Source organism: uncultured Dechloromonas sp., from assembly GCF_945957265.1.
In the GTDB taxonomy this organism is placed as follows: Bacteria; Pseudomonadota; Gammaproteobacteria; order Burkholderiales; family Rhodocyclaceae; genus Azonexus.
This window is the reverse complement of record NZ_CAMFKO010000001.1, coordinates 1-22,066: the sequence shown is the minus strand read 5'-3', so window position 1 is coordinate 22,066 and position 22,066 is coordinate 1. Positions and strand designations below refer to the sequence as shown.

Annotated in this window: 23 protein-coding genes and 3 tRNA genes; 14 read left to right on the top strand and 12 right to left on the bottom strand. The window is 59.8% G+C overall.

Translation table 11 applies throughout. The features are described 5' to 3' along the window. Positions 1-14: 14 nt before the first annotated feature. The 5 genes from pqqB to hpnC all read right to left on the bottom strand — a co-directional run bounded on the left by pqqB (position 15) and on the right by hpnC (position 4,086). Entirely contained in the window at positions 15-935 is a 921-nt protein-coding gene (gene pqqB, locus Q0P59_RS00130) for a pyrroloquinoline quinone biosynthesis protein PqqB (protein ID WP_295002212.1), read from the bottom strand. Between the two features lie 46 nt (positions 936-981). Next, positions 982-1,056 (bottom strand): pyrroloquinoline quinone precursor peptide PqqA, encoded by a 75-nt coding sequence (gene pqqA, locus Q0P59_RS00125; protein ID WP_141353941.1) that lies wholly within the window; start codon positions 1,054-1,056, stop codon positions 982-984. A 157-nt stretch (positions 1,057-1,213) separates the two neighbouring features. After that, positions 1,214-2,434: a hydroxysqualene dehydroxylase HpnE gene (gene hpnE, locus Q0P59_RS00120; RefSeq protein ID WP_295002210.1), complete on the bottom strand. Its 1,221-nt coding sequence runs from the start codon at positions 2,432-2,434 to the stop codon at positions 1,214-1,216. A gap of 4 nt (positions 2,435-2,438) precedes the next feature. Then, positions 2,439-3,272, bottom strand: coding sequence for a presqualene diphosphate synthase HpnD (gene hpnD / locus Q0P59_RS00115; protein ID WP_295002208.1), 834 nt, complete (start codon positions 3,270-3,272; stop codon positions 2,439-2,441). A gap of 4 nt (positions 3,273-3,276) precedes the next feature. Next, the gene (hpnC, locus tag Q0P59_RS00110) at positions 3,277-4,086 is read right to left on the bottom strand and encodes a squalene synthase HpnC (protein ID WP_295002206.1); all 810 of its coding nucleotides are present in this window, start codon (positions 4,084-4,086) and stop codon (positions 3,277-3,279) included. A 39-nt stretch (positions 4,087-4,125) separates the two neighbouring features. Here hpnC and Q0P59_RS00105 point away from each other — a divergent pair. Further along, positions 4,126-4,210, top strand: a tRNA-Leu gene (locus Q0P59_RS00105). A gap of 65 nt (positions 4,211-4,275) precedes the next feature. Here the strand turns inward: Q0P59_RS00105 and Q0P59_RS00100 are convergent. From Q0P59_RS00100 to Q0P59_RS00080, 5 genes are all read right to left on the bottom strand, one after another. Continuing rightward, positions 4,276-5,559, bottom strand: a complete 1,284-nt coding sequence (locus Q0P59_RS00100; protein ID WP_295002204.1) for a type II toxin-antitoxin system HipA family toxin — start codon at positions 5,557-5,559, stop codon at positions 4,276-4,278. Positions 5,560-5,561: 2 nt separating this feature from the next. Continuing rightward, positions 5,562-5,873: a helix-turn-helix transcriptional regulator gene (locus tag Q0P59_RS00095; protein WP_295002202.1), complete on the bottom strand. Its 312-nt coding sequence runs from the start codon at positions 5,871-5,873 to the stop codon at positions 5,562-5,564. 75 nt (positions 5,874-5,948) lie between these two features. Continuing rightward, positions 5,949-6,935: a DHHA1 domain-containing protein gene (locus Q0P59_RS00090; RefSeq protein ID WP_295002200.1), complete on the bottom strand. Its 987-nt coding sequence runs from the start codon at positions 6,933-6,935 to the stop codon at positions 5,949-5,951. A 2-nt stretch (positions 6,936-6,937) separates the two neighbouring features. Further along, complete coding sequence (locus tag Q0P59_RS00085) at positions 6,938-7,138, bottom strand: SlyX family protein (RefSeq protein ID WP_295002198.1); 201 nt, start codon at positions 7,136-7,138, stop codon at positions 6,938-6,940. A gap of 9 nt (positions 7,139-7,147) precedes the next feature. After that, positions 7,148-7,285: a hypothetical protein gene (locus tag Q0P59_RS00080; RefSeq protein ID WP_295002196.1), complete on the bottom strand. Its 138-nt coding sequence runs from the start codon at positions 7,283-7,285 to the stop codon at positions 7,148-7,150. Positions 7,286-7,387: 102 nt separating this feature from the next. Between Q0P59_RS00080 and Q0P59_RS00075 the strand changes: the two genes are divergently transcribed. From Q0P59_RS00075 to Q0P59_RS00020, 12 genes are all read left to right on the top strand, one after another. Then, positions 7,388-7,464, top strand: a tRNA-Val gene (locus Q0P59_RS00075). A gap of 137 nt (positions 7,465-7,601) precedes the next feature. After that, complete coding sequence (gene thrS / locus Q0P59_RS00070; protein ID WP_295002194.1) at positions 7,602-9,518, top strand: threonine--tRNA ligase; 1,917 nt, start codon at positions 7,602-7,604, stop codon at positions 9,516-9,518. A 26-nt stretch (positions 9,519-9,544) separates the two neighbouring features. After that, on the top strand, positions 9,545-10,066 hold the full coding sequence (gene infC, locus Q0P59_RS00065; protein WP_275711768.1) for a translation initiation factor IF-3: 522 nt from the start codon (positions 9,545-9,547) through the stop codon (positions 10,064-10,066). 101 nt (positions 10,067-10,167) lie between these two features. Further along, the gene (gene rpmI / locus Q0P59_RS00060; protein ID WP_150429995.1) at positions 10,168-10,365 is read left to right on the top strand and encodes a 50S ribosomal protein L35; all 198 of its coding nucleotides are present in this window, start codon (positions 10,168-10,170) and stop codon (positions 10,363-10,365) included. 11 nt (positions 10,366-10,376) lie between these two features. Further along, on the top strand, positions 10,377-10,736 hold the full coding sequence (gene rplT / locus Q0P59_RS00055) for a 50S ribosomal protein L20 (RefSeq protein WP_295002190.1): 360 nt from the start codon (positions 10,377-10,379) through the stop codon (positions 10,734-10,736). Between the two features lie 85 nt (positions 10,737-10,821). Further along, complete coding sequence (pheS, locus tag Q0P59_RS00050) at positions 10,822-11,868, top strand: phenylalanine--tRNA ligase subunit alpha (protein ID WP_295002188.1); 1,047 nt, start codon at positions 10,822-10,824, stop codon at positions 11,866-11,868. Positions 11,869-11,889: 21 nt separating this feature from the next. Beyond that, positions 11,890-14,274 (top strand): phenylalanine--tRNA ligase subunit beta, encoded by a 2,385-nt coding sequence (gene pheT / locus Q0P59_RS00045; protein ID WP_295002186.1) that lies wholly within the window; start codon positions 11,890-11,892, stop codon positions 14,272-14,274. 7 nt (positions 14,275-14,281) lie between these two features. Beyond that, entirely contained in the window at positions 14,282-14,590 is a 309-nt protein-coding gene (locus Q0P59_RS00040; RefSeq protein ID WP_198293901.1) for an integration host factor subunit alpha, read from the top strand. Beyond that, a complete protein-coding gene (locus Q0P59_RS00035) occupies positions 14,574-14,951 on the top strand; it encodes a MerR family transcriptional regulator (RefSeq protein WP_295002184.1) in 378 nt (125 codons plus the stop codon). Before Q0P59_RS00040 ends, Q0P59_RS00035 begins: the two co-directional genes overlap by 17 nt. 37 nt (positions 14,952-14,988) lie before the next feature. Next, positions 14,989-15,065 (top strand) — tRNA-Pro (locus tag Q0P59_RS00030). 1,497 nt (positions 15,066-16,562) lie between these two features. Further along, positions 16,563-18,083 (top strand): hypothetical protein, encoded by a 1,521-nt coding sequence (locus Q0P59_RS00025; protein ID WP_295002182.1) that lies wholly within the window; start codon positions 16,563-16,565, stop codon positions 18,081-18,083. Positions 18,084-18,102: 19 nt separating this feature from the next. Beyond that, entirely contained in the window at positions 18,103-19,269 is a 1,167-nt protein-coding gene (locus Q0P59_RS00020) for an HNH endonuclease (protein ID WP_295002180.1), read from the top strand. Here Q0P59_RS00020 and Q0P59_RS00015 read toward each other — a convergent pair. Next, positions 19,266-19,673, bottom strand: coding sequence for a hypothetical protein (locus Q0P59_RS00015; protein ID WP_295002178.1), 408 nt, complete (start codon positions 19,671-19,673; stop codon positions 19,266-19,268). The two genes, Q0P59_RS00020 and Q0P59_RS00015, sit on opposite strands and share 4 nt — an antisense overlap. Before the next feature lie 180 nt (positions 19,674-19,853). Between Q0P59_RS00015 and Q0P59_RS00010 the strand changes: the two genes are divergently transcribed. Further along, on the top strand, positions 19,854-20,354 hold the full coding sequence (locus tag Q0P59_RS00010; RefSeq protein WP_295002176.1) for a hypothetical protein: 501 nt from the start codon (positions 19,854-19,856) through the stop codon (positions 20,352-20,354). A 201-nt stretch (positions 20,355-20,555) separates the two neighbouring features. On the opposite strand, the gene Q0P59_RS00005 is transcribed toward Q0P59_RS00010, so the two are convergent. Further along, positions 20,556-21,806, bottom strand: a complete 1,251-nt coding sequence (locus Q0P59_RS00005) for a site-specific integrase (RefSeq protein ID WP_295002174.1) — start codon at positions 21,804-21,806, stop codon at positions 20,556-20,558. Between the last annotated feature and the right edge of the window lie 260 nt (positions 21,807-22,066).

Below are 22,066 nucleotides of genomic sequence, written 5' to 3'. Positions count from 1 at the left end.
CTCTCAGAGGTGGCTCAGATGGTGATGCGGGCGCCGTCCTCGGCGACCTCGATGCCGCGCCGGGTCAGTTCGGCGCGCTGCGGCGAGGCTTCGTCGAGGATGGGATTGGTGTTGTTGATGTGGATGAGGATCTTGCGCACGTGGCGGGGCAGTTCGTCCAGCCAGTCCATCATGCCGCCGGCGCCGGATTGCGGCAGGTGGCCGATGTCGCGGGCGGTCTTGGTGGACAGGCCGGCGGCGATCATCTCGTCGTCGGTCCAGAAGGTGCCGTCGACCATCACGCAATCGGCTTCGGCCATGCGGGCAAAGACTTCCGGCGTGCGGGCGCCGAGGCCCGGGGCGTAGAATAGTTTGCGGCCACTCGCTTGGTCGGTGATGGTGACGCCGATGTTGTCGCCGTCGACCGAGGCCTCGCGGTGCGGCGAATAGGGCGCCGCCTTGCTGGCCAGCGGCAGTACGGAGAATTCGATACCCGGCACCTTGGGCATGGCGAAGGGCGTGCCGTCGAGCGGCACGGCCTGGCGGTCGACGCCGCAGTAGTGGGCGAGGACCTTGAGCACCGGGTTGCCGGTGGTCAGGTCTTCGTAAACCGGGTCGGCGCACCACAGCGGCATGCGCGACTTCTGCTCGCGCAGCATGAAGAGGCCGGTGGCGTGGTCGATCTGACCGTCGACAAGGAGGATGCCGCCGATGCCGGTATCGCGCAGGGCGCGGTTGGGCGTCAGTTCGGGCGTGGCCTTGATCTGCTGCAGGATGTCGGGCGAGGCGTTGAGCAGCGCCCAGTCGGCGTTGTCGTCGGCGGCGACGCAGATCGACGACTGGGTGCGCGGCCTGGCCGGGACGCTGCCGTCACGGACGCCGGCGCAGTTGCGGCAGTTGCAGTTCCACTGCGGGAAGCCGCCGCCGGCCGCGGCGCCGAGAATGATCAGTTTCATGGAGGTTGCTCAAGAGCCGCCATCCCGAGGGCTGGCGGCAAGCCGCTTAGCGGGCGGCGATGTACATCGTGATTTCGAAGCCGAAGCGGAAGTCACAGGCGGTCGGGGTTTCCCATTTCATCGAAAGTCTCCTTTGTCGGTTGATGTGCCGGGGCATCTGCCACCGGTTTTGTCCTACATCGAAAATGTCGGACTGGGGAGCACTATCGCGCCGTCGTGTTTTCGGCGCAGCGGGAAATCCATGAATCGAGCCTCATGAATTTCATGAGGCGGAGAGGCTAGCCGGCGAGCAGGCTGCGGGCCGCGCGCCGACCGCTGCGGACGGCACCTTCCAAGGTGGCCGGATAGTCGGCCCAGGTGTGATCGCCGGCCAGCAGCAGGCGGGGATGAGGGGTACGCCAAGCCGGGCGGAGCAGCCCGGGGCGGGCGGCGAAGGTGGCGCGTTTTTCGCGGACTACCTTGTGCCAGACGGCGCCGGCCGGCTGCCCGAGTTCGGCTTGCAGCGCTTCGGCCAGCGCGTCGTCGCTCAGCGTTTCCCAGGCGCCGTGGCCGCTCAGCACGCAGCCGAGCAGGCCCCGGCCGCGATCGACAACCCATTGCCCGCGGCCATCGGGCAAGTTGAGCAGCGGAAAAGGCAGCGCGAAGCCGGCCGGGAATTGCAGGTAAACCGTGGCGATGGGCTCGACATCGACGGGGGCGGCGTCTTCCGGCCACAGGGCGGCCCGGTGTTGCGGCGCGGTGGCGAGAATGGCGGCCGTAAACGCTTCGCCATCGACAAGCGTTTGCGCGTCGTCGACCGTCAGGCTGCGTACCCGCTGGCCCAGCCGCAGTGCTGCGCCGTGCGCCTGCAGCCAGTCGGCGGCCGGTTCGGGCAGGAGTTGGCCGAGGGGGACGCGCGGCAGCAGCAGGTCGGTATCCTCGCGGCGCGGACTGCCCAGGCTGTCGCGCAACACGTTGGCGAACAACTGCGCCGAAGCATATTCGACCGGCGTGTTCAGCGCGGCGAGGCAGAGCGGTTCCCACAGGTGGCGGCGCAGCGTGCCGGTCTGTCCGGCGCTGTCCAGCCATTGGGCAACCGTCGTGTCGGTGCCGAGACGGAAACCCCGGCGCTTGATGCCATCCATCCACACGGCGGTAGTCAGCTTTTCGCCAATCCCGACCCCGCGGGCGGCGAGCAGGCCCCAGGCGACGTTGAGTGGTGCCCGCAGCCGGGGCAGGCTCAGGCGGAAGCCGGCGTTGTCGACGACCCGCAGGGGGCGTCTGTCAAACAGGGCATCCGGGTCGGCGCCGACCTGGCGCATCAGGTCCAGCGTGTCGCGATAGGCGCCGAGCAGGATGTGCTGGCCGTTGTCGAGCTCGCGGCCGTCGAGCTTGATGCTGCGCGCCCGGCCACCGAGGACGCGGCCGGCTTCGAACAGGGTGGTGTCGACGCCGGCGGCGGTCAGTTCGACGGCGGCCGCGATGCCCGCCCAGCCGCCGCCGATGACGGCGATTTTCAACGGCTCAGCCCTTGATCCAGGTCTTGGCGGCCAGCCACAGCTTGCGCGTCGGCGGCAGCGAAATGCGCTGGTGCAGCACCTGGAAATTCTCGCGCTTGATCTCGTCGAGCACGGTGCGGTAGATCGCCGCCATGATCAGGCCGGGGCGCTGGCTCTTGCGGTCGACGGCCGGCAACTGGGCGAAGGCCTGCTCGTAGTACTTCTCGGCGCGCTCGTACTGGAACTGCATCAGGGCGGTGAAGTTGTCCGAATACTTGCCGTTCAGGATGTCGGCGGCCGGCACGTTGAACTGCCTGAGCTCGTCCATCGGGATGTAGATGCGGCCGCGCCGGGCGTCTTCGCCGATGTCGCGGATGATGTTGGTGAGCTGGAAAGCCATGCCCAGGTCGTGGGCGTACTTTTGCGTCTGGCGGTCCCGGTAGCCGAAGATCTCGGCGGCGAGCAGGCCGACCACGCTGGCGACGCGGTAGCAATACAGCGACAGGCCCTTGAAGTCGAGGTAGCGCGACTGCTGGAGGTCCATCTCCATGCCGTCGATGATTTCCAGCAGCTGCTCGGTGGGCAGGCTGATGCCGGGGGCGACTTTCTTCAGGGCCAGGCCGACCGGGTGCTGCGGGTTGCCCTCGGCAATGCGCTGCACCTCCTGGCGCCACCAGGTGAGCTTGGTCGACGCGATCGACACGTCGTTGCATTCGTCGACCACGTCATCGACTTCGCGGCAGAAGGCATAGAGCGCCATGATGGCCTGGCGGCGCTCCGGGGGCAGGAACAGGAAGCTGTAATAGAAGGAGGAGCCGCTGGCGGCGCACTTCTCCTGGCAGTATTGGTCGGGATTCATGGGGCTACATTGTAAGGGAACGACCGGCCAGAACCAGCCAATCCCGTTTGCCGAGCGTCGGGCGGCGGGTGAACATGTCGCCGCGCACCCGGCGCAGGCGTTCAAGAATGCGCAGGCCGCCCTGGACGGTCAGGCGGATTTCCCAGCCGAGGCGGCCGGGCAGGGCATGGACGAGCGGGGCGCCGCGCTGCATCAGCGTCGTCGCGCGGTCGATCTCGAAATCCATCAGGGCCGCCCAGTTGGGCGACCAGCGGCTGGCGGCGATGTCGGCCTCGCTGACGTGGAAGTGCGGGAAATCGGTCTGCGGGATGTAGACGCGATCCTTTTGCCAGTCGATCGCCACATCCTGCCAGAAATTGATCAGTTGCAAGGCGGTGCAGATGCAGTCGGACTGCATCAGGTGGATATCCTCGGTACGTCCGAACAGGTGCAGCACCAGCCGGCCGACCGGGTTGGCCGAGCGCCGGCAGTAGTCGAGGAGCTCCGGGTAGTCGGCGTAGCGCTTCTTGACCACGTCCTGGGCGAAAGCGTCGAGCAGGTCGCGGAAAAGCTGGATGGGCAGCGCGTGGGCGGTAATGACCTCGGCGAGCGCCGCAAACAGGGGCGTCTGAGGCTCGGCGCCGGCCGCGATGCGGTCCAGCTCGGCACGATAGGCGGCCAGCCCGGCGAGTCGCTCTTCCGGCGTGGCGTCGCCTTCATCGGCGATGTCGTCGGCGCTGCGGGCGAAGCGGTAGATCGCCTCGATCGGCTTGCGCAGGCGGGGCGGCACGAGCAGGGAGGCGACGGGGAAATTCTCGTAGTGATCGACTGGCATGGGTTTCGACCTCAGTCGGTGCTAAAATGCGGGCCGCTTGCCCAGGTGGCGAAATTGGTAGACGCACCAGATTTAGGTTCTGGCGCCGCAAGGTGTGGGGGTTCGAGTCCCTTCCTGGGCACCATCAAGCTGTTGTTCATCGTTCGTTGTCCATGGAACCCGCTACGTGCGGGTTTTTTGTTGCCGGTATCAAAGCGGGCTGAATTGTCGCCCGATTCGCTCGATTTCGTCGCCATTGACGCCAGCCTGCGCGGCAAATTCCGGCCAGCGCGCAATGGCGACATTGACTTCACGGATGACCTGCCTGGCCGGGCCGATGCCGAAGCGGTCGGCCAGCGCCAGGCAGTCGGCTTGCGTAATCCCGGAAAAACGACCGCCGACCCCCGTCAGGTGCTGGAAGGTCCATTCTCCTTGCGGGTTGTAGGCATGGGTCACGTCGTAGGCCGGCGCCAGTTCCCAGCGGCTGCCCTGGCGGAGCAGGAAGGAAAAATTCTTGCTGTGGTCGTCGCAGTTGGCGGCGACGATGTTGAAGACCATTCGGCGAAAGGCGTCGCTGAGCGCGTCGTGGCCGATGCCCAGTTGCGCGATGGTCAGGAACAGCTGGCTGTAGTCGTGCGTCGCCTTCTGCTTGTAGTCGAGATGAGCCATGGCGCACAGCGTCTGCATGTGATGCTTGCGATTGCCGTCGCGGTCGAAGCGGCGCGTCATGAAATGGGCACGGCCGTTCTCCTCGAGCAGGCGGCAGGGCATCATGGTCATGCCGGCCGCACCGGCCATCAGGGAGTAGGCGTATTCGATCCGCCCGTAGTCCTGCGAGGCCCCCAGTTCGTTGTCCTTGCCCATGCCGTCGAACTTGAGCAGCCAGTGTTCGAAGCCGTCCTCGACGTCGAACTGGCCGGCACGGATTTCGTCGGTGGCCGGATTCCACGCAATCGCCGCCTTGGCCCGTGCGCCGCCGGCCGAGGTGCCGACCTGGATGATCTGGGCAAGGGCCGCCTTGGCGTGCGTGTCGGTGTCGATTTCGCCGTGTACCGCCTGGCGGGCGCTGTCGACCAGCCTCGAGAGCTTGATCGCGGTCTGGCTGGCCACGTTCGGGCCGCGCGTCGGACGGAATTCGAGGGCGCCCATGCCGCGCTTGCCCATGTAGGCCAGACGATCCAGCGGCGTAATCGCCGACTTCGCCACACCCTTGCCGGCCATCCAGGCGTCGATCAGGCTGTTGCCGAAATCGTCGGGCAGCGCATCCGCCAGCAAGGCCGGCAGGCGCTTGAAACTGGCTTCCGGCAGGTCGGTGAAGACGAAGGGCTCGCGGGACTTCGCCAGCGGCATGGCGAGCGGTGCGAGATCGATGCCCGAGGCGACGAAGCGCGGATCGAATTCGAAGGCGTAGTAGCCCAGCCTGGGGTCCAGCGCGACCGCGCCGACGGTCTGCCCCCAGATGCGCACCTCGATGGCGTGAACCGGCCGGTGCATGCTTACTCGCTCCTCGGCTTGCGCGGACGCGAAGCGCGCTGGCGTACCGGCTGCGTCCTGAGCATCTGCAAGGGGCTGATCGAGACGCTGGGGGCCAGGGTCTCCAGCCAGGCGGTGCGGTCAAGCGCACGCAGGGCCTTGATCAGGGTCTTTAGCGTCGTTCCCTTGCCGGATTCGAGATTCTTCAGGGCGCTCAGGCCAATCCCGGCTCGGCTGGCCAGCGACTGCTGGTCGAGATTGGCGCGCAGACGAAGCTGGCGGACCTGCTCTCCCAGGTCGGCTTCCCAGTCTTCTGTTTGCTTCAGTGTGTCCATTTAATGGATGCTTAAAAATCCAATGATTACTGATTTATACACTATGGATTTAAAAGCGTCCATTAATTACATGGTCTAACTTTCGATGTTCAGGACTTCGCTGAAAAACTGGCCGGCCGGCAAGCGGAAGCCGGCCGCATTGGGGTGTCCGCCGCCGCCGTAACGCGCCGCGATCACCGATACGTCCGGCGCGCTTCCCTTCGCGCGCAGCGATGCCTTGATCTCGCCGTCGCCGGACAGCTGCCAGACGAGGCCGAAACTCGCTCCTCTTTCGGCCAGCAGGTTGCCCAGCTCCGACGCAAACAGTGCATTGGCATTCACTGCCAGGCCGTTGACGGCCAGCCAGCTCTGCCCGCCCGAGGTGACGATGGCCTGCCCGTGGCGGACAGCCTGCAGGGCATCGACCGGTTCGCCGCGCAGGCGCGCCGGCCGGCACAGGCTGCCTTGGCCCAGTCTGTCGACTTCGCGCTGGAAAAAGGTCTCGATGGCCGTTCCCGATTTCACCGTCTCCACGTAGCGCGCTGTCGATTCGTCGCCGGTCGCGATAATCAGGGCGTGCCAGGTCTCCAGGTCGAACGGCATCAATCGCAGCGCCCGGCAGAACGGGCGCGTGTCGGGCAGTGCAAAGCGCCACATGTCCTGGTCTTCGATGTGGCGAATCGCCAGCGGCGGCGGAGCGTCGGGGTGAAAGTGCTCCCATGCCAGGCGGGCGCCCGACTTGTCCAGGTTGAAGTGGATGTTGAGTGGCAGCGTCGGGTGGCGGTAGCGAAATGCCTCGCCATCCTGCCGGGCGAGGCCGGCCCATTCCTTCAGCGCCGATGCGTGGTGGTCGATCTGGGTCACCGAGCGGGCGATTCCGGCCATGCTTTCCAGCAATGCTGGCGGAAACGAAAAGTCGAGAATGAACACGTCGTGCCCGGCCACCTCGTTCATGTTCCAGGGCTCGCCATGGTGCATCGGACGATAGGTGGCGGCATTCCCATGGCGCCGCCAGGCGGCGTAGGCCGCGCCGAAGCCATCCAGGCAGTCGGCGTGGTAAAGAACGGCGACGGGGTGTCCCATGCTCAATAGTGCGGCGGGATGTCGTCCCGCAGGCTGCGGAACTCCTGGGGCTGGCTGCTCTGGACCTGGTCGCGCAGGCCGCGCAACTCCTTGGCCAGCAGGTCGATCTGCTGTTGTTGGCGAAAAACCGTGCGGTTCAGTTCCTCGACCAGATCCTCGGTATAGCTGATCTTGATTTCCAGTTCGGTGATGCGTGATTCCACATCTCTTCCTTATTTGTCGTTGCGCCAGTCGCGCAGGGTTTCCTTGGGGGGCGGCGGGGGCGTTTGGTCGCGTTGTCGAACCAGGGGCAGGGCGGCGCCCAGTACGACAACGACGCAAATGCCGAGGACAATCCAGGCGTTGCTCATCATTTCTCTCCGGTGTGATCGAGGCGAAGTGTACTGCGCTTCAAAAAAATCGCGAAAGGCTGTTGACAAGGGCGAAGAACGGTCTATAATGCGGCCTTCTTCAGGCGGTTAGCTCAGTTGGTTAGAGCGCCACGTTGACATCGTGGAGGTCGTTGGTTCGATTCCAATACCGCCTACCAAATACCTGATGAGGCTGATAATGCTGTTCCGAACTCGCACCGAAGTTCAGAAACCGTAATCGAGTCAGCTTCGTTAACAAAAAAGTGCGGCTCGCCCCGCACTTTTTTTTCGTCCAGATTTTTCCAGAGAATCCGCCATGCCTGATATCAAACTGCCTGATGGTTCCGTCCGCTCCTACGAGCAAGCCGTCACCGTTGCCGAGGTCGCCGCCAGCATCGGCGCCGGCCTGGCCCGCGCCGCGCTGGCCGGCAAGGTCGATGGCGTTCTGGTCGATACCTCCTATCTGATCGACAAGAATGTCGATCTGGCCATTATCACCGAGCGCGATGCCGAGGGTGTCGAGGTGATCCGCCACTCGACCGCCCACCTGCTGGCCTATGCCGTCAAGGAGCTGTTCCCGGAAGCCCAGGTCACCATCGGTCCGGTCATCGAAAACGGCTTCTATTACGACTTCGCCTACAAGCGCCCGTTCACCCCGGAAGACCTGGTCGCCATCGAAAAGCGCATGGCCGAACTGGCCAAGAAGGATATTCCGGTCAGCCGCGAAGTCTGGGCGCGCGACGACGCGGTCAAGTTCTTTCTCGATCAGGGCGAGAAATACAAGGCTGAACTGATCGGCGCCATTCCGGCTGGCGAGCAGGTCTCGCTGTACCGCGAAGGCGACTTCATCGACCTCTGCCGCGGTCCGCACGTGCCGACCACGGCCAAGCTCAAGGTCTTCAAGCTGATGAAGGTGGCCGGCGCCTACTGGCGCGGCGACCATCGCAACGAGCAGTTGCAGCGCATCTATGGCACGGCCTGGGCCAAGAAGGAGGATCTCGACGCCTACCTGCACATGCTGGAAGAGGCCGAGAAGCGCGATCACCGCCGCCTGGGCAAGCAATACGACCTGTTCCACATGCAGGAAGAGGCGCCGGGGCTGGTTTTCTGGCACCCCAAGGGCTGGGCGGTGTGGCAGGAAATCGAGCAATACATGCGCGCCGTCTATCGCAACAACGGCTACCAGGAAGTGCGCTGCCCGCAGATCCTCGACAAGTCGCTGTGGGAAAAGTCCGGCCACTGGGAGCACTACAAGGACAACATGTTCACGACCTCGTCGGAAAACCGCGACTACGCGGTCAAGCCGATGAACTGCCCGGGCCATGTCCAGGTCTTCAATTCCGATCTGCGCTCCTACCGCGAACTGCCGCTGCGCTACGGCGAGTTCGGCTCCTGCCACCGCAACGAGCCGACCGGCGCGCTGCACGGCCTGATGCGTGTGCGCGGCTTCGTCCAGGACGACGGCCACATCTTCTGTACCGAAGACCAGATCGAATCCGAAGTGACCGCCTTCAATGCGCTGGTCAAGAAGGTCTATGCCGATTTCGGCTTCAACGACGTCGCCGTCAAGCTGGCGCTGCGTCCGGACAGCCGCGTCGGTTCCGACGAGGTCTGGGACAAGGCCGAGGATGCCTTGCGCTCCGGTCTGCGCGCTTCCGGCCTGGAGTGGACGGAACTACCGGGCGAGGGTGCTTTCTACGGCCCGAAGATCGAATTCCACATCAAGGACGCCATCGGCCGTACCTGGCAATGCGGCACGATCCAGGTCGACTTCTCGATGCCGGGCCGCCTCGGCGCCGAGTATGTGGCCGGCAACGACGAGCGCAAGGTGCCGGTCATGCTGCACCGCGCCATCCTCGGCTCGCTGGAACGCTTCATCGGCATCCTGATCGAAAACTTCGCCGGGGCGCTGCCCTTGTGGCTGGCGCCGGTGCAGGCGGTGGTGCTGAATATTTCCGAAAAACAGGCCGATTACGCGGCCGATGTTGCGCAAAAGCTGCATCAGGCAGGCTTCAGGGCCGAGGCGGATTTGCGTAACGAGAAAATTACCTATAAAATTCGCGAACATAGCTTGAACCGGCTGCCTTACCAGCTCGTTGTGGGCGACAAGGAAAAGGCGGACGGACTAGTGGCCGTGCGTACACGCGGTGGTCAGGACCTCGGGCAGATGACTGTCGAGGCGCTGATCGGGCGACTCCAAGGGGAAGTCGCCGCGCGTAGTGGCACGGCTTAATTATTTGATATTTCGGGGGTTTTACCATCGCTCAGAACAAGGCCCATCGTTTAAACGATGAGATCACGGTGCCGGAGATTCGTCTCCAGGGTGTTGAAGGTGAGCAGCTGGGGATTGTGAATATCCGCGCTGCGTTGCAGATGGCCGAGGAAGCCGGGGTTGACCTGGTCGAGATCGCGCCGACGGCAAAGCCGCCTGTCTGCCGCATCATGGATTACGGCAAGTTCAAGTACCAGGAGCAGAAGCGCGCTCACGAAGCGAAGCTGAAGCAGAAGCAGGTGCAGGTCAAGGAAGTCAAGCTGCGCCCGGGTACCGACGAGAACGACTATCAGATCAAGCTTCGGAACATGACGCGCTTCCTGGAAGAAGGCGACAAGGTCAAGGTGACCCTGCGCTTCCGGGGCCGCGAAATGGCGCACCAGGAATTCGGCATGCGCCAGCTGGAACGTATCAAGGCAGACCTCGAGGCCGTTGGCGCCGTCGAGCAGATGCCGAAGATGGAAGGCCGTCAGATGATCATGATCATCGGGCCGGCAAAGAAGAAGTAACAAGCAGTACCCGCGGTTCGCCGCGGTAAAACAAGTGCTTTCGGGTTTCGAAGCGTTCCCGCCGGGAACCACCTGACGGCATGACATTAAGGAGCATCCAAATGCCCAAGATGAAGACCAAGAGCAGCGCCAAGAAGCGCTTTTCGGTCCGCGCTGGTGGTTCCATCAAGCGTGGCCAAGCCTTCAAGCGTCACATCCTGACCAAGAAGACCACCAAAGTGAAGCGTCACCTGCGCGGTGCTACTGCTGTTCACGAGCGCGACGCAGCATCCGTCCGCGCCATGATGCCCTACGCGTAAGGAGATAGAACATGTCCCGAGTTAAACGTGGTGTAACGGCTCGCGCCCGTCACAAGAAGGTTCTCGTTCAGGCCAAGGGTTACCGCGGTCGTCGCAAGAATGTATACCGCATCGCCAAGCAGGCGGTGATGAAGGCCGGTCAGTACCAGTACCGTGACCGTCGTCAGCGCAAGCGCCAGTTCCGTTCGCTGTGGATCGCCCGTATCAATGCCGCCGCTCGCGAGCTGGGCATGAAGTACAGCACCTTCATGAACGGCCTGAAGAAGGCCAACATCGAAGTCGACCGCAAGGTCCTGGCCGACCTGGCCGTCTTCGATCAGCCGGCATTTGCCGCACTGGCCGCACAGGCCAAGGCCAAGCTCGGCGCCTGAGCTTAAGCTCTTGAAAAAAAAGGAGGCGCAAGCCTCCTTTTTTGTTTATCCGTTTTGCTGTCGGTAGTTTTGCTGGAACAAGTCCATGGACAATCTCGATCAGATCGTTAGCGAAGCCAGGTCGGCTTTCGCTGCCATTTCCGACCCGGACGCGCTGGAGCAGGTGAAAGCCCGTTTCCTTGGCAAGAGCGGCCAGATTACCGAACTCCTGAAGGGCCTCGGCAAGCTGCCGCCCGAGGAGAAGAAAACCGCCGGCGCGGCGATCAACGTCGCCAAGACCGCCGTCGAAAGCGCGCTCAACGAGCGCCGCGAAGCCATCCGCAAGGCCGCGCTGGAAGCGCGCCTGGCCGAAGAGGCGCTGGATGTCACGCTGCCCGGACGCGCCGAAGCGCGCGGCGGCCTGCATCCGGTGACGCGCACGCTGGAGCGCATCGAATCCCTGTTCGCCTCGATCGGCTTCGAAGTCGCCGACGGCCCGGAAATCGAAGAGGATTTCCACAACTTTACCGCCTTGAACACGCCCGAGGATCACCCGGCGCGTTCGATGCACGATACCTTCTATCTGCAGAACCCGGACGGCACGCTGGCCGACAAGGTGCTGCTGCGTACCCATACCAGCCCGATCCAGGCGCGCTACATGCAGGCCCATGTCGCCAAATTCGGCCAGCTGGAGACGATGCCGGAAATTCGCATCATCGCGCCGGGCCGTGTCTACCGCGTCGATTCTGACGCCACCCATTCGCCGATGTTCCATCAGGTCGAAGGCCTGTGGGTTGGCGAGAACGTTTCCTTCGCCGATCTGAAGGGCGTGATCGCCGATTTCCTGAAGAGCTTCTTCGAAACCGACGACCTGACCGTCCGCTTCCGCCCGTCCTTCTTCCCGTTCACCGAGCCGTCGGCCGAAATCGACGTCGCCTTCATGAGCGGCGCGCTGAAGGGGCGCTGGCTGGAGATCGCCGGTTGCGGCATGGTGCATCCGAACGTGCTGCGCATCGCCGGCATCGATCCGGAAAAATACACCGGCTTCGCTTTCGGCTTCGGGCCGGACCGCCTGACCATGCTGCGTTACGGCGTCAATGACCTGCGCCTGTTCTTCGAAGGCGACCTGCGCTTCCTGCGCCAGTTCGCCTGATCCCATTTTCGAGACACGCCAATGAAATTCTCCGAATCCTGGTTGCGTACCCTTGTCGATCCGAAGCTGACGAGCGAGGAACTCTCCCATCTGCTGACCATGGCCGGCCTCGAAGTCGAGGAACTCGACCAGGTTGCTCCCGCCTTCGACAGCGTCGTCGTCGCCCATGTGCTGGAAGTCGTCAAGCATCCCGACGCCGACCGCCTGAATGTCTGCCAGGTCGATACCGGCAGCGGCAGTCCGACGACCATCGTCTGCGGTGCGCCGAACGTCGCTGTCGGCCTCAAGGTGCCGTGCGCGCTCCCCGGTGCCCAGTTGCCCGGCGATTTCACCATCAAGATCGCCAAGGTGCGCGGTATCGAATCCTCCGGCATGCTGTGCTCGGCCAAGGAGCTGGGTATTGCCGAAGAGGCGTCCGGCCTGCTGATCCTGCCGGCCGATGCGCCGGTCGGCCAGTCGATCCGCCAGTACCTGGAACTCGACGACAACGTTTTCGAAATCAAGCTGACGCCGAACCGTGCCGACTGTCTGTCGCTGCAAGGGATCGCCCGCGAAGTCGGCGCCATTACCGGCGCTGCCGCATCGCTGCCGCAAGTCGCCGCGGTGCCGGCCAGCATTGCCGATACTCGTGCCGTCGTGCTCGATGCGCCGGCCGCCTGCCCGCTGTACTACGGACGCATCGTCAAGAATGTGGACGCCAAGGCGCCGACGCCTGAGTGGATGAAGCGCCGCCTCGAGCGCAGCGGCATTCGCGCCATTTCCGCGCTGGTCGACATCACCAATTACGTCATGCTCGAACTCGGCCAGCCGCTGCACGCTTTCGACAATACCCGGCTGGAGGGCGCCGTGCATGCCCGCATGGCCAAGCCGGAAGAAAAGCTGTTGCTGCTCAACGAGCAGATCATCGCCGTCGATGGCGACGTGCTGATGATTGCCGACGATGCAAAACCCCTGGCCATGGCCGGCATCATGGGCGGCGAGGAGAGCGGTATCACTCTCGAGACGACCGAGCTTTTCCTGGAGTCGGCCTTCTTTGCGCCGAAAGCGATTGCCGGCCGCGCCCGTCGCTACGGTTTTGCGTCGGATGCCTCGCACCGTTTCGAACGGGGCGTCGATTTCGGCGGCACACGTGCCGCCATCGAGCGCGCGACGCAGCTGATCCTGGAAATCTGCGGCGGCCAGGCCGGTCCGGTGACCGAAGCCAAGGCCGAACTGCCGGCCCGGACGCCGGTTCGCCTGCGCACCGCCCGTGCCGAGAAGGTCCTTGGCCTGGCACTGGGTGCCGAGCGCATCGCCGGCCTGTTCAAGGGCCTGGCCCTGTCCTTCGTGCAGCAGGGCGACGATTTCCTGGTGACGCCGCCGTCCTGGCGCTTCGACATGGAAATCGAGGAAGACCTGATCGAGGAAATCGCCCGTCTGTACGGTTACGACAATATTTCGTCGCCGGCACCGCGTGGTCGCATGGAAATGATGCTGCAGCCCGAGGCACAGCGCCCGGCCTATCGCATCCGCCAGATGCTGGCCGATCGCGGCTATCAGGAAGTGGTGAACTACGCCTTCGTCGAGGAGGCCTGGGAGGCCGATTTCGGGGCGAAAACCGCCGAAGCCGACCTGATTCGCTTGGCTAATCCGATTGCCAGCCAGATGGCCGTCATGCGTTCCAACCTGTTTGGCGGCCTGATTTCCAACCTGGTCACCAACCTGAAGCGCAAGCAAAGCCGTGTCCGCCTGTTCGAAGTCGGGCGCACCTTCCATCGCGATGCGTCGGCGCAGCCGGTGGCCGGTTTCCACCAGCCCTGGAGGCTGGCCGGTCTGGCTTTTGGCGGCGCCTTGCCGGAAGGCTGGGGGGCTGGATCGCGCAAGGTGGATTTCTACGACGTCAAGGGCGATATCGAAGCGCTTCTGGCGCCGGCCGCGCTGCGTTTCGAAAAGCTGGCCCATCCGGCGCTGCATCCGGGCCGCGCGGCTCGCATCCTGCTCGACGGTCAGGAAATCGGCTGCATCGGCGAACTGCATCCGGAATGGGCGCAGAAGTACGATCTGCCGCAGGCGCCGGTGCTCTTCGAGCTCGACTTCGCGGCAGTCAAGGCGGTCAGGGTACCGGCCTATGCCGAAGTCTCGAAGTTCCCGCCGGTGGTTCGCGACCTCGCCATCGTGGTCGATCAAGATGTCGCCTTGCAGACCCTGATCGACGGATTGAAAGGGCAGGTTTCCGACCTTGTTCAGGACATCCAATTGTTCGATGTGTACGTCGGCAAGGGGGTCCCGGAAAACAAAAAAAGTCTTGCTTTCCGTATAGTTATGCAAGATACTCAACGCACTTTGCAAGATTCGGAAGTTGATGCTGCAATGCAGCAACTGGTGTCCTGTTTCGAACAGGCATTCGGTGCTCAACTGCGTGCCTGACGGAACAATAACGATGACGCTGACAAAAGCCGAACTCGCCGACCTGTTGTTTGAAAAAGTAGGCCTCAACAAGCGTGAGGCCAAGGACATGGTCGAGGCCTTCTTCGAAGAAATCCGTAATGCCCTCGAAACCGGGGATGGCGTCAAGCTGTCCGGTTTCGGCAATTTTCAGTTGCGCGACAAGCCGCAGCGCCCGGGGCGCAACCCCAAGACCGGCCAGGAAATCCCCATTACGGCACGTCGTGTCGTGACCTTCCATGCCAGCCAGAAACTCAAGTCGGATGTTGAACTAGCCTTTGATGGAACCACGGCATAAGACTGCAGGCGGCGATGAGTTGCCGCCGATCCCCGCCAAGCGCTACTTCACCATCGGTGAGGTCAGCGAGCTGTGCGGCGTCAAACCCCATGTGCTGCGCTACTGGGAGCAGGAATTCAATCAGTTGAAGCCAGTGAAGCGGCGGGGCAACCGTCGCTATTACCAGCATCATGAAGTCCTGCTGGTACGCCGCATTCGTGAGCTTCTTTATAATCAGGGGTTTACGATAAGTGGCGCCCGCAACCGGCTGGACGAGGGCGGTGCCGTCGACGTGCTTGCGGCCGAGGTTCCGGAGGGCGTCAAAATGCCGGGCGGCCTGCGCGGCGAATTGAAATCCATAATTGATATGTTGCAGCTGTGAAAATGGCCGCAGTTCAGATATAATGCAGGGCTCGTGTCGGGGCGTAGCGCAGCCTGGTAGCGCACTTGCATGGGGTGCAAGGGGTCGCGAGTTCGAATCCCGCCGCCCCGACCAGAAATAAAGCGGTAAAAACAAGCAGTTAGGCCAATCTTCGGATTGGCCTTTTTGCTTTATGTTTCTTTATTTCGCGTTTTGGGGGCCAGTTTGGGGGCCAGCAGGCATTTGCTTGGCCCCAACTTCCAAGTCCTTGTCCCGCGTCGATTCACAGAAAATCGACTAACAAAAACCACCTCCAAACAAGGTTGTTTTCGTTGCTGGTGCTGGGACAGCGGCGCTATCAGGCTTTACTCTGTAGAGGGCTTCCTGAAATTGCGATGATGAACCCTTGATGGAACGGGAATACATGGTCAGGTGCTTTTCCCCGGGTTTGATACTCCAATTGGCCCCCAAAAACTTCACGGTAGAAAATCTGGGGGCCAATAGTGAAACGTTCGAAATATGCTTTCTTGTGCTTGGGTATATAAATCGAAAATGTTTTACTTGAATCAATAATTCGGTTTTTCTTATATAAAACGGCGAATAAATACCTGTCAGAATTCAAAATAAATGGGTATTTATTATTTGCCTATCGGTTGAAATACCAAAGTTTCTTTATGAGAGGTTGTCACACTGAGGCTTCCGATGGCTTGGTCCAGCCAGGTCGAAGAACTAGCAATTTTTCTCCGTCTTTGGAGAAGTGGTAATCCTTTACTCTGCATCCTTCCGGTACTTGCTCCGACTTGAGCTTGTCTAGCGCTGTGACTAGGCCCGCCCTGAAGTTCCGAATGTGGGATTTGTAGCCGCTTAATTTCTGTAGCCAAGCGACATCTACCCACCTGCCTCGTGCGTGTCCCGCGTAGAAGTTCGAAAGCCAGCCCTGCAGGCCATCATAGCCCACGGCTCTTTTGTCGATTGCGGTCCATTCGCCAGGACCAAACAGCTCGGCTAGTGAAACGGAAACCTTCAGCAGTAGGATATCGCTCCCTTTGAAATCCCCTGAAGGCTCACCATCTTCAAAGCTGACGGAGAGAAGCTTCGGTATTTCGAGGTTCCATCGGTTGTACCGCATCCGCATCTGGGCAAAGCTTAACCATGCTGCTCCTCCTTCGCCTTGGTGGCATTCTGCCCAGCTAGCTCGACAAACTGGGCCATCATGCTCCGTAACATGTCGGAACCAGTTATCCCTCGAAGGGCACACTCTTCGTAAAACTGCTGATGAAGCGTACGAGGGACTCGGACAGAAAGTTGAAGGGTGGAAGGTGAGTGCCGCGAGCTTGTTTTCTTGGTCATGATGGATATACGGTGGTCTGGGTGAGTGTGTATACGCACAATCAACCACCATGATTTCCGGGCCAGGAGCGCTGAAAGCAGTTTTTCGGAAAAACTACCTGAGAATAGTTGGCATTAAATTTTTATGGCCGACTCTGACAACTTGACGTCCACATCGCATTGACTTGGCGCCCGCATCGTTTTTGCTCGACGCCTGCATCGCCTTTACTTGACGCCGACATCGGGCACTGGTTTTGTAATAACGAAAACAGCTTCTATTTCACGGTGTTCTTATGCGTATATATGCGCGCTTACCCCGAAACCTGGCTGGAGCAGAAGGTCGATGGCGACCTGAAACTCAAGTCCACCTACAAGAAACGTCAGCCGGTTCATGTACGCGTGAATACTGAGGGGTACCATACGGCCGATGGCACGCCGGGATGGTTCATTCCAGGGAGTTTCGGATTCTGCCTCCGCTGTGGCGTTGTTCATCCGTTTGCTGGCAAGGAGTCGCTCCGCCTGACGGGCTTGTCTGGTGAAGGGCGAAGCTCTGCCACCACCATGCTGACTCTGTCGGCCCTGCGCTACCTCTACGAAGAAGACGACCAGCTGCAAGAGGTGGCCAAGAAGGTCTTGGGTTTCACTGACAACCGGCAGGATGCCGCGCTTCAGGTTGGCCACTTCAACGACTTTCTCCAGGTCATGCTCCAGCGCGCCGCTCTGTTGGCAGCCGTTCAGAAGGCCGGTGGAAGCCTAACCGAGTCCGAAGTGTCAGACGCTGTGTTTAGGTCCCTAGGCTTTGACCGTGACGACCCTGGGGTTCGGGCAGAGTACATGCAAGAACCTGACATCAAGGGCAATGCTCGCCGGCAAGTTCAGGACATCATGCGGGCGATTCTTGGGTACCGCGTGTACTTCGACCTGAGGCGTGGCTGGCGCTTCAACAATCCGAACCTTGAGCAGTTGGGGCTGGTGCACATCGAGTACCAGGACCTGGATGACTTGGTCGGGGATGCATCCGAATGGTCCGATGCGCCCTTGGCACTCCAAGCAGCATCCCCCGTAGTCCGCAAGCGCCTGCTGGTAAAGCTCTTCGATGCCATGCGCCAAGGTCTCTGCCTGGCTTCGCGGTATCTCGACCGTACAGAACTCGACAAGCTGAAGACGTCCAGCTTTGCCAACCTGCGAGAGCCCTGGGGCCTGACGGAAGATGAGAACCCGGTGGCGGCCAACTGGTTCATCACGACTGGTAAACCTCGTGATGAGGACCGTCGCAACGTCGAATATCTGGTCTCTGGCAGTTCTCGCTCCAAGCTAGGTAAGGAGTTCAAGCGACCCAGTACCTGGCGGGAAACCTCATCCCGCAGTGAAACCCTTAAAGCATTGACCAAGCAAGTAGCAAACAAGATGCTCGGCGCCGATGGCTTTGGGGTATTCAATCCGGAGTCCGACCTTCGACCTTTTGAACTGGGTGTTGGTGGTGAGGCCTACCAAGTTCTGGAGGTTCTACTCGGCGACATCACGACATTGCTGGACTCAGCCGTATCTGAGCTCAGCCTTCACCCCGGACTCATCGTTCACGATTGTCCCCGAGAGGCCGACATGAGCGAGCGACTCTATCGAGATTACTTGTCCCTTGTCCGCGAGGCTGAAGGCCAACTGCAGCAGGGAAATTCAGTTCCATTTCAATACATCGTAACTACAACGTCACCGCCGCCCGCATCTCTGTGCCAAGCCCCTTACTTGGTTCTGGAACTGAAACCCGGCGATGAGCAGGATTCCCTGTTCAAGAAGCGCCTCGACAACCGCCTGCCGGGTTTTTAGCAGCCATGGAAAGTAACGAATGACCGTATCAAAGTACCCAGCCAGAGAGGCTTTACAGGTAGTTGATGGCCCGTTGGCCAAGGAACTGGGCATTCATCGGTTCGACGATGTTTCTCGTACCAAGGCGCAGCTTTTTGCTGTCGGCGGCACCTTGGGGCGACAGTTTGCGATTGTGCTGGGCAACACTGATGTGACTACCGGATTCCATCCGGCCCAGCAAACCCGGGTCATTCTTGAAAAATGTGAATTACCGGTAATCGCGGGCATTGAGCCTTCAGACTCACCGTACGAAGGTTCTCGAATCAAAAGTAACCAAGACTCAAGGCTTGCAGCCCCGAATCAGACCTCGTGTGTAGTGTCTGACGGAGAAACATTGCAGGCACTTCTTCGTTGGTACGCATCGCCCTTGACCGCGAAGGCCAGCACTTCGACGTCCCTTGAGCGCACTCGTATCGAGAAGGCGGCTATTGACGCAGGTTTCGACCTGACGCCTGAGTTACGTGATGCCTGGCTGGTATTCAAATCGACTTCATCTCCAGTTCAGCTTGGGGTTCAGTCGCGTACCGATGGTTATGATATTGGCGTGTCAATCGAATCTGTTGGCCGGCGGCTCTCTGGCGACCTAGGGGTTCCGATTGTATCTAATCCTTTGCCGTGGGCTGTTCGATTGAATGGTATTGCCGGCTACCATGAATTGCACCGTGCGCTTCAGCGGGGAGCAGAAATTGCTCAAGCGGTCAGTGGTAATCCTCTGAAGGAGTTCCAGAGTAGGGCTAAACAAGTTCCGGATTCAACGGAGGTTCAGCGCCTGGTTACTCAGCGAGTGGGGCAGGACATCTTCCGCCGAGAGCTCATAGGGTATTGGGGAGGGCGATGCGCCATCACAGGTCTGGATGTGGTCGAACTGCTACGTGCCTCGCACATCAAGCCGTGGGCGAAGTGCGATACCGACAGTGAACGACTGGATGTCTTCAATGGTTTATTGTTGGCGCCTCACTTAGATGCTCTCTTTGATGGCGGGTGGGTTACTTTCTACGACTCGGGGAAAATCCAAGTCTCGACGGCGCTCACCATACATCAACGCACAATGGCTGGAATATCTGGCTCAGAGCAGGTTTTGGGTTTGGCTGAAAACCATTTGCCCTATCTGGCGTGGCATCGAGAAAACTGCTTCCGTAAGACCTAGTCGCCCAATTTCCGTTTGAAGGCAATGCCGGCGAGATGCCGCGTCAGGGCGCGCCTAAGCATGCCTCGGGCTTCCGCTTCTGCGCGAGACCGACTGCCTCGCAATGTAATGGTCAGTTCCAGCGTTCTTGGCACAAGCAATTTTAGTTCGCCTTGTTCTGCAGCTAACTCTTCGAAGAGCTGTCGGTGGGTGTGTGCGGGGTCGAGCTCGTCGGGAACATCCAGGCTAACAGAAACTTTATGAACACATTCATCTCGCTGGGCCAGGAGGTCTTCAAGTCGGACAATTGCTTCCATTATTTCAGCCGACTCGACACCTTTCCTGGCAAGCGCCAAGGCGCTACACAATCGGGTATGCCAGTCGCCATCGTAGACAAGGCCGCGAAACAGGTTTCGATGTCTCATATGAGCAATCTCGTTGCGAGAAGCAGTTGATAACTCCTGGAATTTAAATTCGCTCTATTAGTGCGGAAACTTTTTCGCCGGTGGTGAATGGCTTTCGCTGCCAGTGGCATAGGGCGTGCGAGCTGTTTGTGAAGCTTGGCTATACGACTGTGGGCATGTGCCCGCACTCAAGAGGTCAAGATGAAATGTGAAAAGAGCAATAGGGATGCGCTCGCCACTATGCTGGCGGTGCGAAGAGATGTAGAGGGCGTGGCGGTTTCGACGTTGGCAGGGATGCTAGGCATTAGCACAAGCTACATGTCGCAACTGCTTGTTGGGGACAAGCGTTTTTCAGTGGCAAGCGACGAGGTTGTTCGGGCGGCTGCGAAAGTTCTCGAGTTGCCGGCGGTCATTTGCTTTTTGCTGACCGGAAAGCTCAGGCATGAAGACTTTGTCGAGCCTACGGTCAGCTTTCAGGATGAACTCGCTGTGGCGATGCGCGACCTAGCAAATTCGCCAGAAGCGCTGGAATTGGCTGTTGACTGGAATGACCTTCTGGCGATGCCTGTGCCGGTCCAGCACCTTGTAGCCGTCCTTTTTGGCCAAGTTTCAGGACGCCACTACATCACAGGAAAAAAGCGCTGGCCTTGGATGACGGAATCGCTGCTTGGCTCACTCAAAACGCAACCGAGGTCTAACTAGCGTCTCTCAACACCCCCGCCATGCGGGGGTGTTTATTTTCAGTGTTGCTGAAGCTTTCTATTAGGAATGCTGCCTCAATCAGTTAATAGCTTGTTGCGTCACATACTTTCCGGAAAATGACAAATACATGTTTAACCTAATAACTGCTATTATCAGAGTTAATTTAATTGGAATAAACGCGGGTTGGGAAACTTATCGCTATCAGGCATATATTTTCTGAACCTCCTGAATGCTTCTTGAGCGTTCAGCCTTTACGTATAGGGATGTGGTCGCTTGTGAAACGTGTCCTAAGAGACGTTGCAAAACGTCGATTGGCATGCCGAGTGCTGCCGCCTGAGTAGCGAAAGTGTGTCGGAGCGCATGCGGTGCCGCCAAACGCAGCAGTTCTCTCTCCGCTTGGCTCAGGTCAAGGTTCTTGTCGGATGCCATGCGGTGAAGGGCCGCTTTGACAACCTGATATAGTCCATCTGGGGTAAATGGCCGTTGTGCTAGATTGTGCGCCGAGCCGTTTTCAATCAGATGTTTTTCAACTGCAGCCGGCGTATTGGGTACAACGACGGGGGAGAGTAGAGGGTGATTTGGCACGTCAAAAAAATCCAAGCCTCTATCTTCCCAGTGTGATTTCAAGGCCTCAATCACCATGCTCGGTAGGTAAACGGTACGCCATTTGCTACGTTTCCCTAAAACTCGAAGCTCCCAAAGTTCCCCGTGAGTTTCAATCACGGGTTTCAGGTGTGTTCTTGACGCACCGCATGCCTCTTCTCGCCTAAGTCCAGCAAAGCCCATTAACAAAATAGCTGCTCTCGCTATCCGATACTGTATTGGTTTTGCTAAGGTGCTTCGTGGACGGACAATTTGGCCGGCAGCGAGCTTTAAGTCTGAGTGACATATCTTGTGAAGAATTCCATCGCGCTTGACGAGTTTTTCCCAGAGCTCAGACGGAATAGCCTTTTCGACCATTAGAGGCTCATCCGATTGTTCAGTATTCGGGTCAAGCACCATATTCCACGGATTGCCGTGTAAATAGCGAGCGTCAACAAGCCATTGAAAAAAATGGCGTAATGTTTGGACGGCATATTTTTGAGAGTCTGGTGATAGTTGGCCAGCAAATGGTCGCCATTTAGGTGAACCACGTTTTACCGGATGGCCAATCCAGCTTGGCGGTATCGAGGCAAGAAAGTCTTTGTACGCTTCGCAGTCGTTCTTGAGAACACCCGAGAGAGCGACTTGTCGGCAACATGTACACCAAATCAGAAATCGCGATATTTCCTTTTCGTAGGACCTATAAGTTTTTGTTTTATTTCTGAAACGAGCAAGGTATTCCTTGGTGGCATCTAGGTCGGTGATGGCGTCAATTAAACAGGTCCCGGCGTTTCGATTAACGCCCGGTTCTGCCATGACAATGTTTAATTGGTGCGCAATCTCCGAAAATTCGTAGGTTACAGGGAACATTTTTTCGCTGAGAAATTTCAGTTATTTATTGAAGTTGAATGTATGGGTTTTGAAGTGATGCAATAGAGAGGTATAGCTCACTTGGCACCCCATGATTTCTCATAGTGTTGGCTTAGGGGCATGCCCTAACGCATCACAGCAATGCCCATTGAGACGGGCGAAAGCTGTGATTTCGCGGCTGTGAACCCAGTCTGACTTAGACCCCTAACAGGCTGCTGAAATACCGCCCCGTGAACACGGCTGGCGGCACTCAAGTAAAT

What these genes read in the sequence shown, in the direction of transcription:
- pqqB (WP_295002212.1), bottom strand. Translation starts at nt 935, where the DNA reads ATGAAACTGATCATTCTCGGCGCCGCGGCCGGCGGCGGCTTCCCGCAG.
- hpnD (WP_295002208.1), bottom strand. Translation starts at nt 3,272, where the DNA reads ATGAATCCCGACCAATACTGCCAGGAGAAGTGCGCCGCCAGCGGCTCC.
- hpnC (WP_295002206.1), bottom strand. Translation starts at nt 4,086, where the DNA reads ATGCCAGTCGATCACTACGAGAATTTCCCCGTCGCCTCCCTGCTCGTG.
- Q0P59_RS00100 (WP_295002204.1), bottom strand. Translation starts at nt 5,559, where the DNA reads ATGCACCGGCCGGTTCACGCCATCGAGGTGCGCATCTGGGGGCAGACC.
- Q0P59_RS00095 (WP_295002202.1), bottom strand. Translation starts at nt 5,873, where the DNA reads ATGGACACACTGAAGCAAACAGAAGACTGGGAAGCCGACCTGGGAGAG.
- Q0P59_RS00090 (WP_295002200.1), bottom strand. Translation starts at nt 6,935, where the DNA reads ATGGGACACCCCGTCGCCGTTCTTTACCACGCCGACTGCCTGGATGGC.
- Q0P59_RS00080 (WP_295002196.1), bottom strand. Translation starts at nt 7,285, where the DNA reads ATGAGCAACGCCTGGATTGTCCTCGGCATTTGCGTCGTTGTCGTACTG.
- thrS (WP_295002194.1), top strand. Translation starts at nt 7,602, where the DNA reads ATGCCTGATATCAAACTGCCTGATGGTTCCGTCCGCTCCTACGAGCAA.
- rpmI (WP_150429995.1), top strand. Translation starts at nt 10,168, where the DNA reads ATGCCCAAGATGAAGACCAAGAGCAGCGCCAAGAAGCGCTTTTCGGTC.
- rplT (WP_295002190.1), top strand. Translation starts at nt 10,377, where the DNA reads ATGTCCCGAGTTAAACGTGGTGTAACGGCTCGCGCCCGTCACAAGAAG.
- pheS (WP_295002188.1), top strand. Translation starts at nt 10,822, where the DNA reads ATGGACAATCTCGATCAGATCGTTAGCGAAGCCAGGTCGGCTTTCGCT.
- pheT (WP_295002186.1), top strand. Translation starts at nt 11,890, where the DNA reads ATGAAATTCTCCGAATCCTGGTTGCGTACCCTTGTCGATCCGAAGCTG.
- Q0P59_RS00035 (WP_295002184.1), top strand. Translation starts at nt 14,574, where the DNA reads ATGGAACCACGGCATAAGACTGCAGGCGGCGATGAGTTGCCGCCGATC.
- Q0P59_RS00025 (WP_295002182.1), top strand. Translation starts at nt 16,563, where the DNA reads ATGCGCGCTTACCCCGAAACCTGGCTGGAGCAGAAGGTCGATGGCGAC.
- Q0P59_RS00020 (WP_295002180.1), top strand. Translation starts at nt 18,103, where the DNA reads ATGACCGTATCAAAGTACCCAGCCAGAGAGGCTTTACAGGTAGTTGAT.
- Q0P59_RS00015 (WP_295002178.1), bottom strand. Translation starts at nt 19,673, where the DNA reads ATGAGACATCGAAACCTGTTTCGCGGCCTTGTCTACGATGGCGACTGG.
- Q0P59_RS00010 (WP_295002176.1), top strand. Translation starts at nt 19,854, where the DNA reads ATGAAATGTGAAAAGAGCAATAGGGATGCGCTCGCCACTATGCTGGCG.
- Q0P59_RS00005 (WP_295002174.1), bottom strand. Translation starts at nt 21,806, where the DNA reads ATGTTCCCTGTAACCTACGAATTTTCGGAGATTGCGCACCAATTAAAC.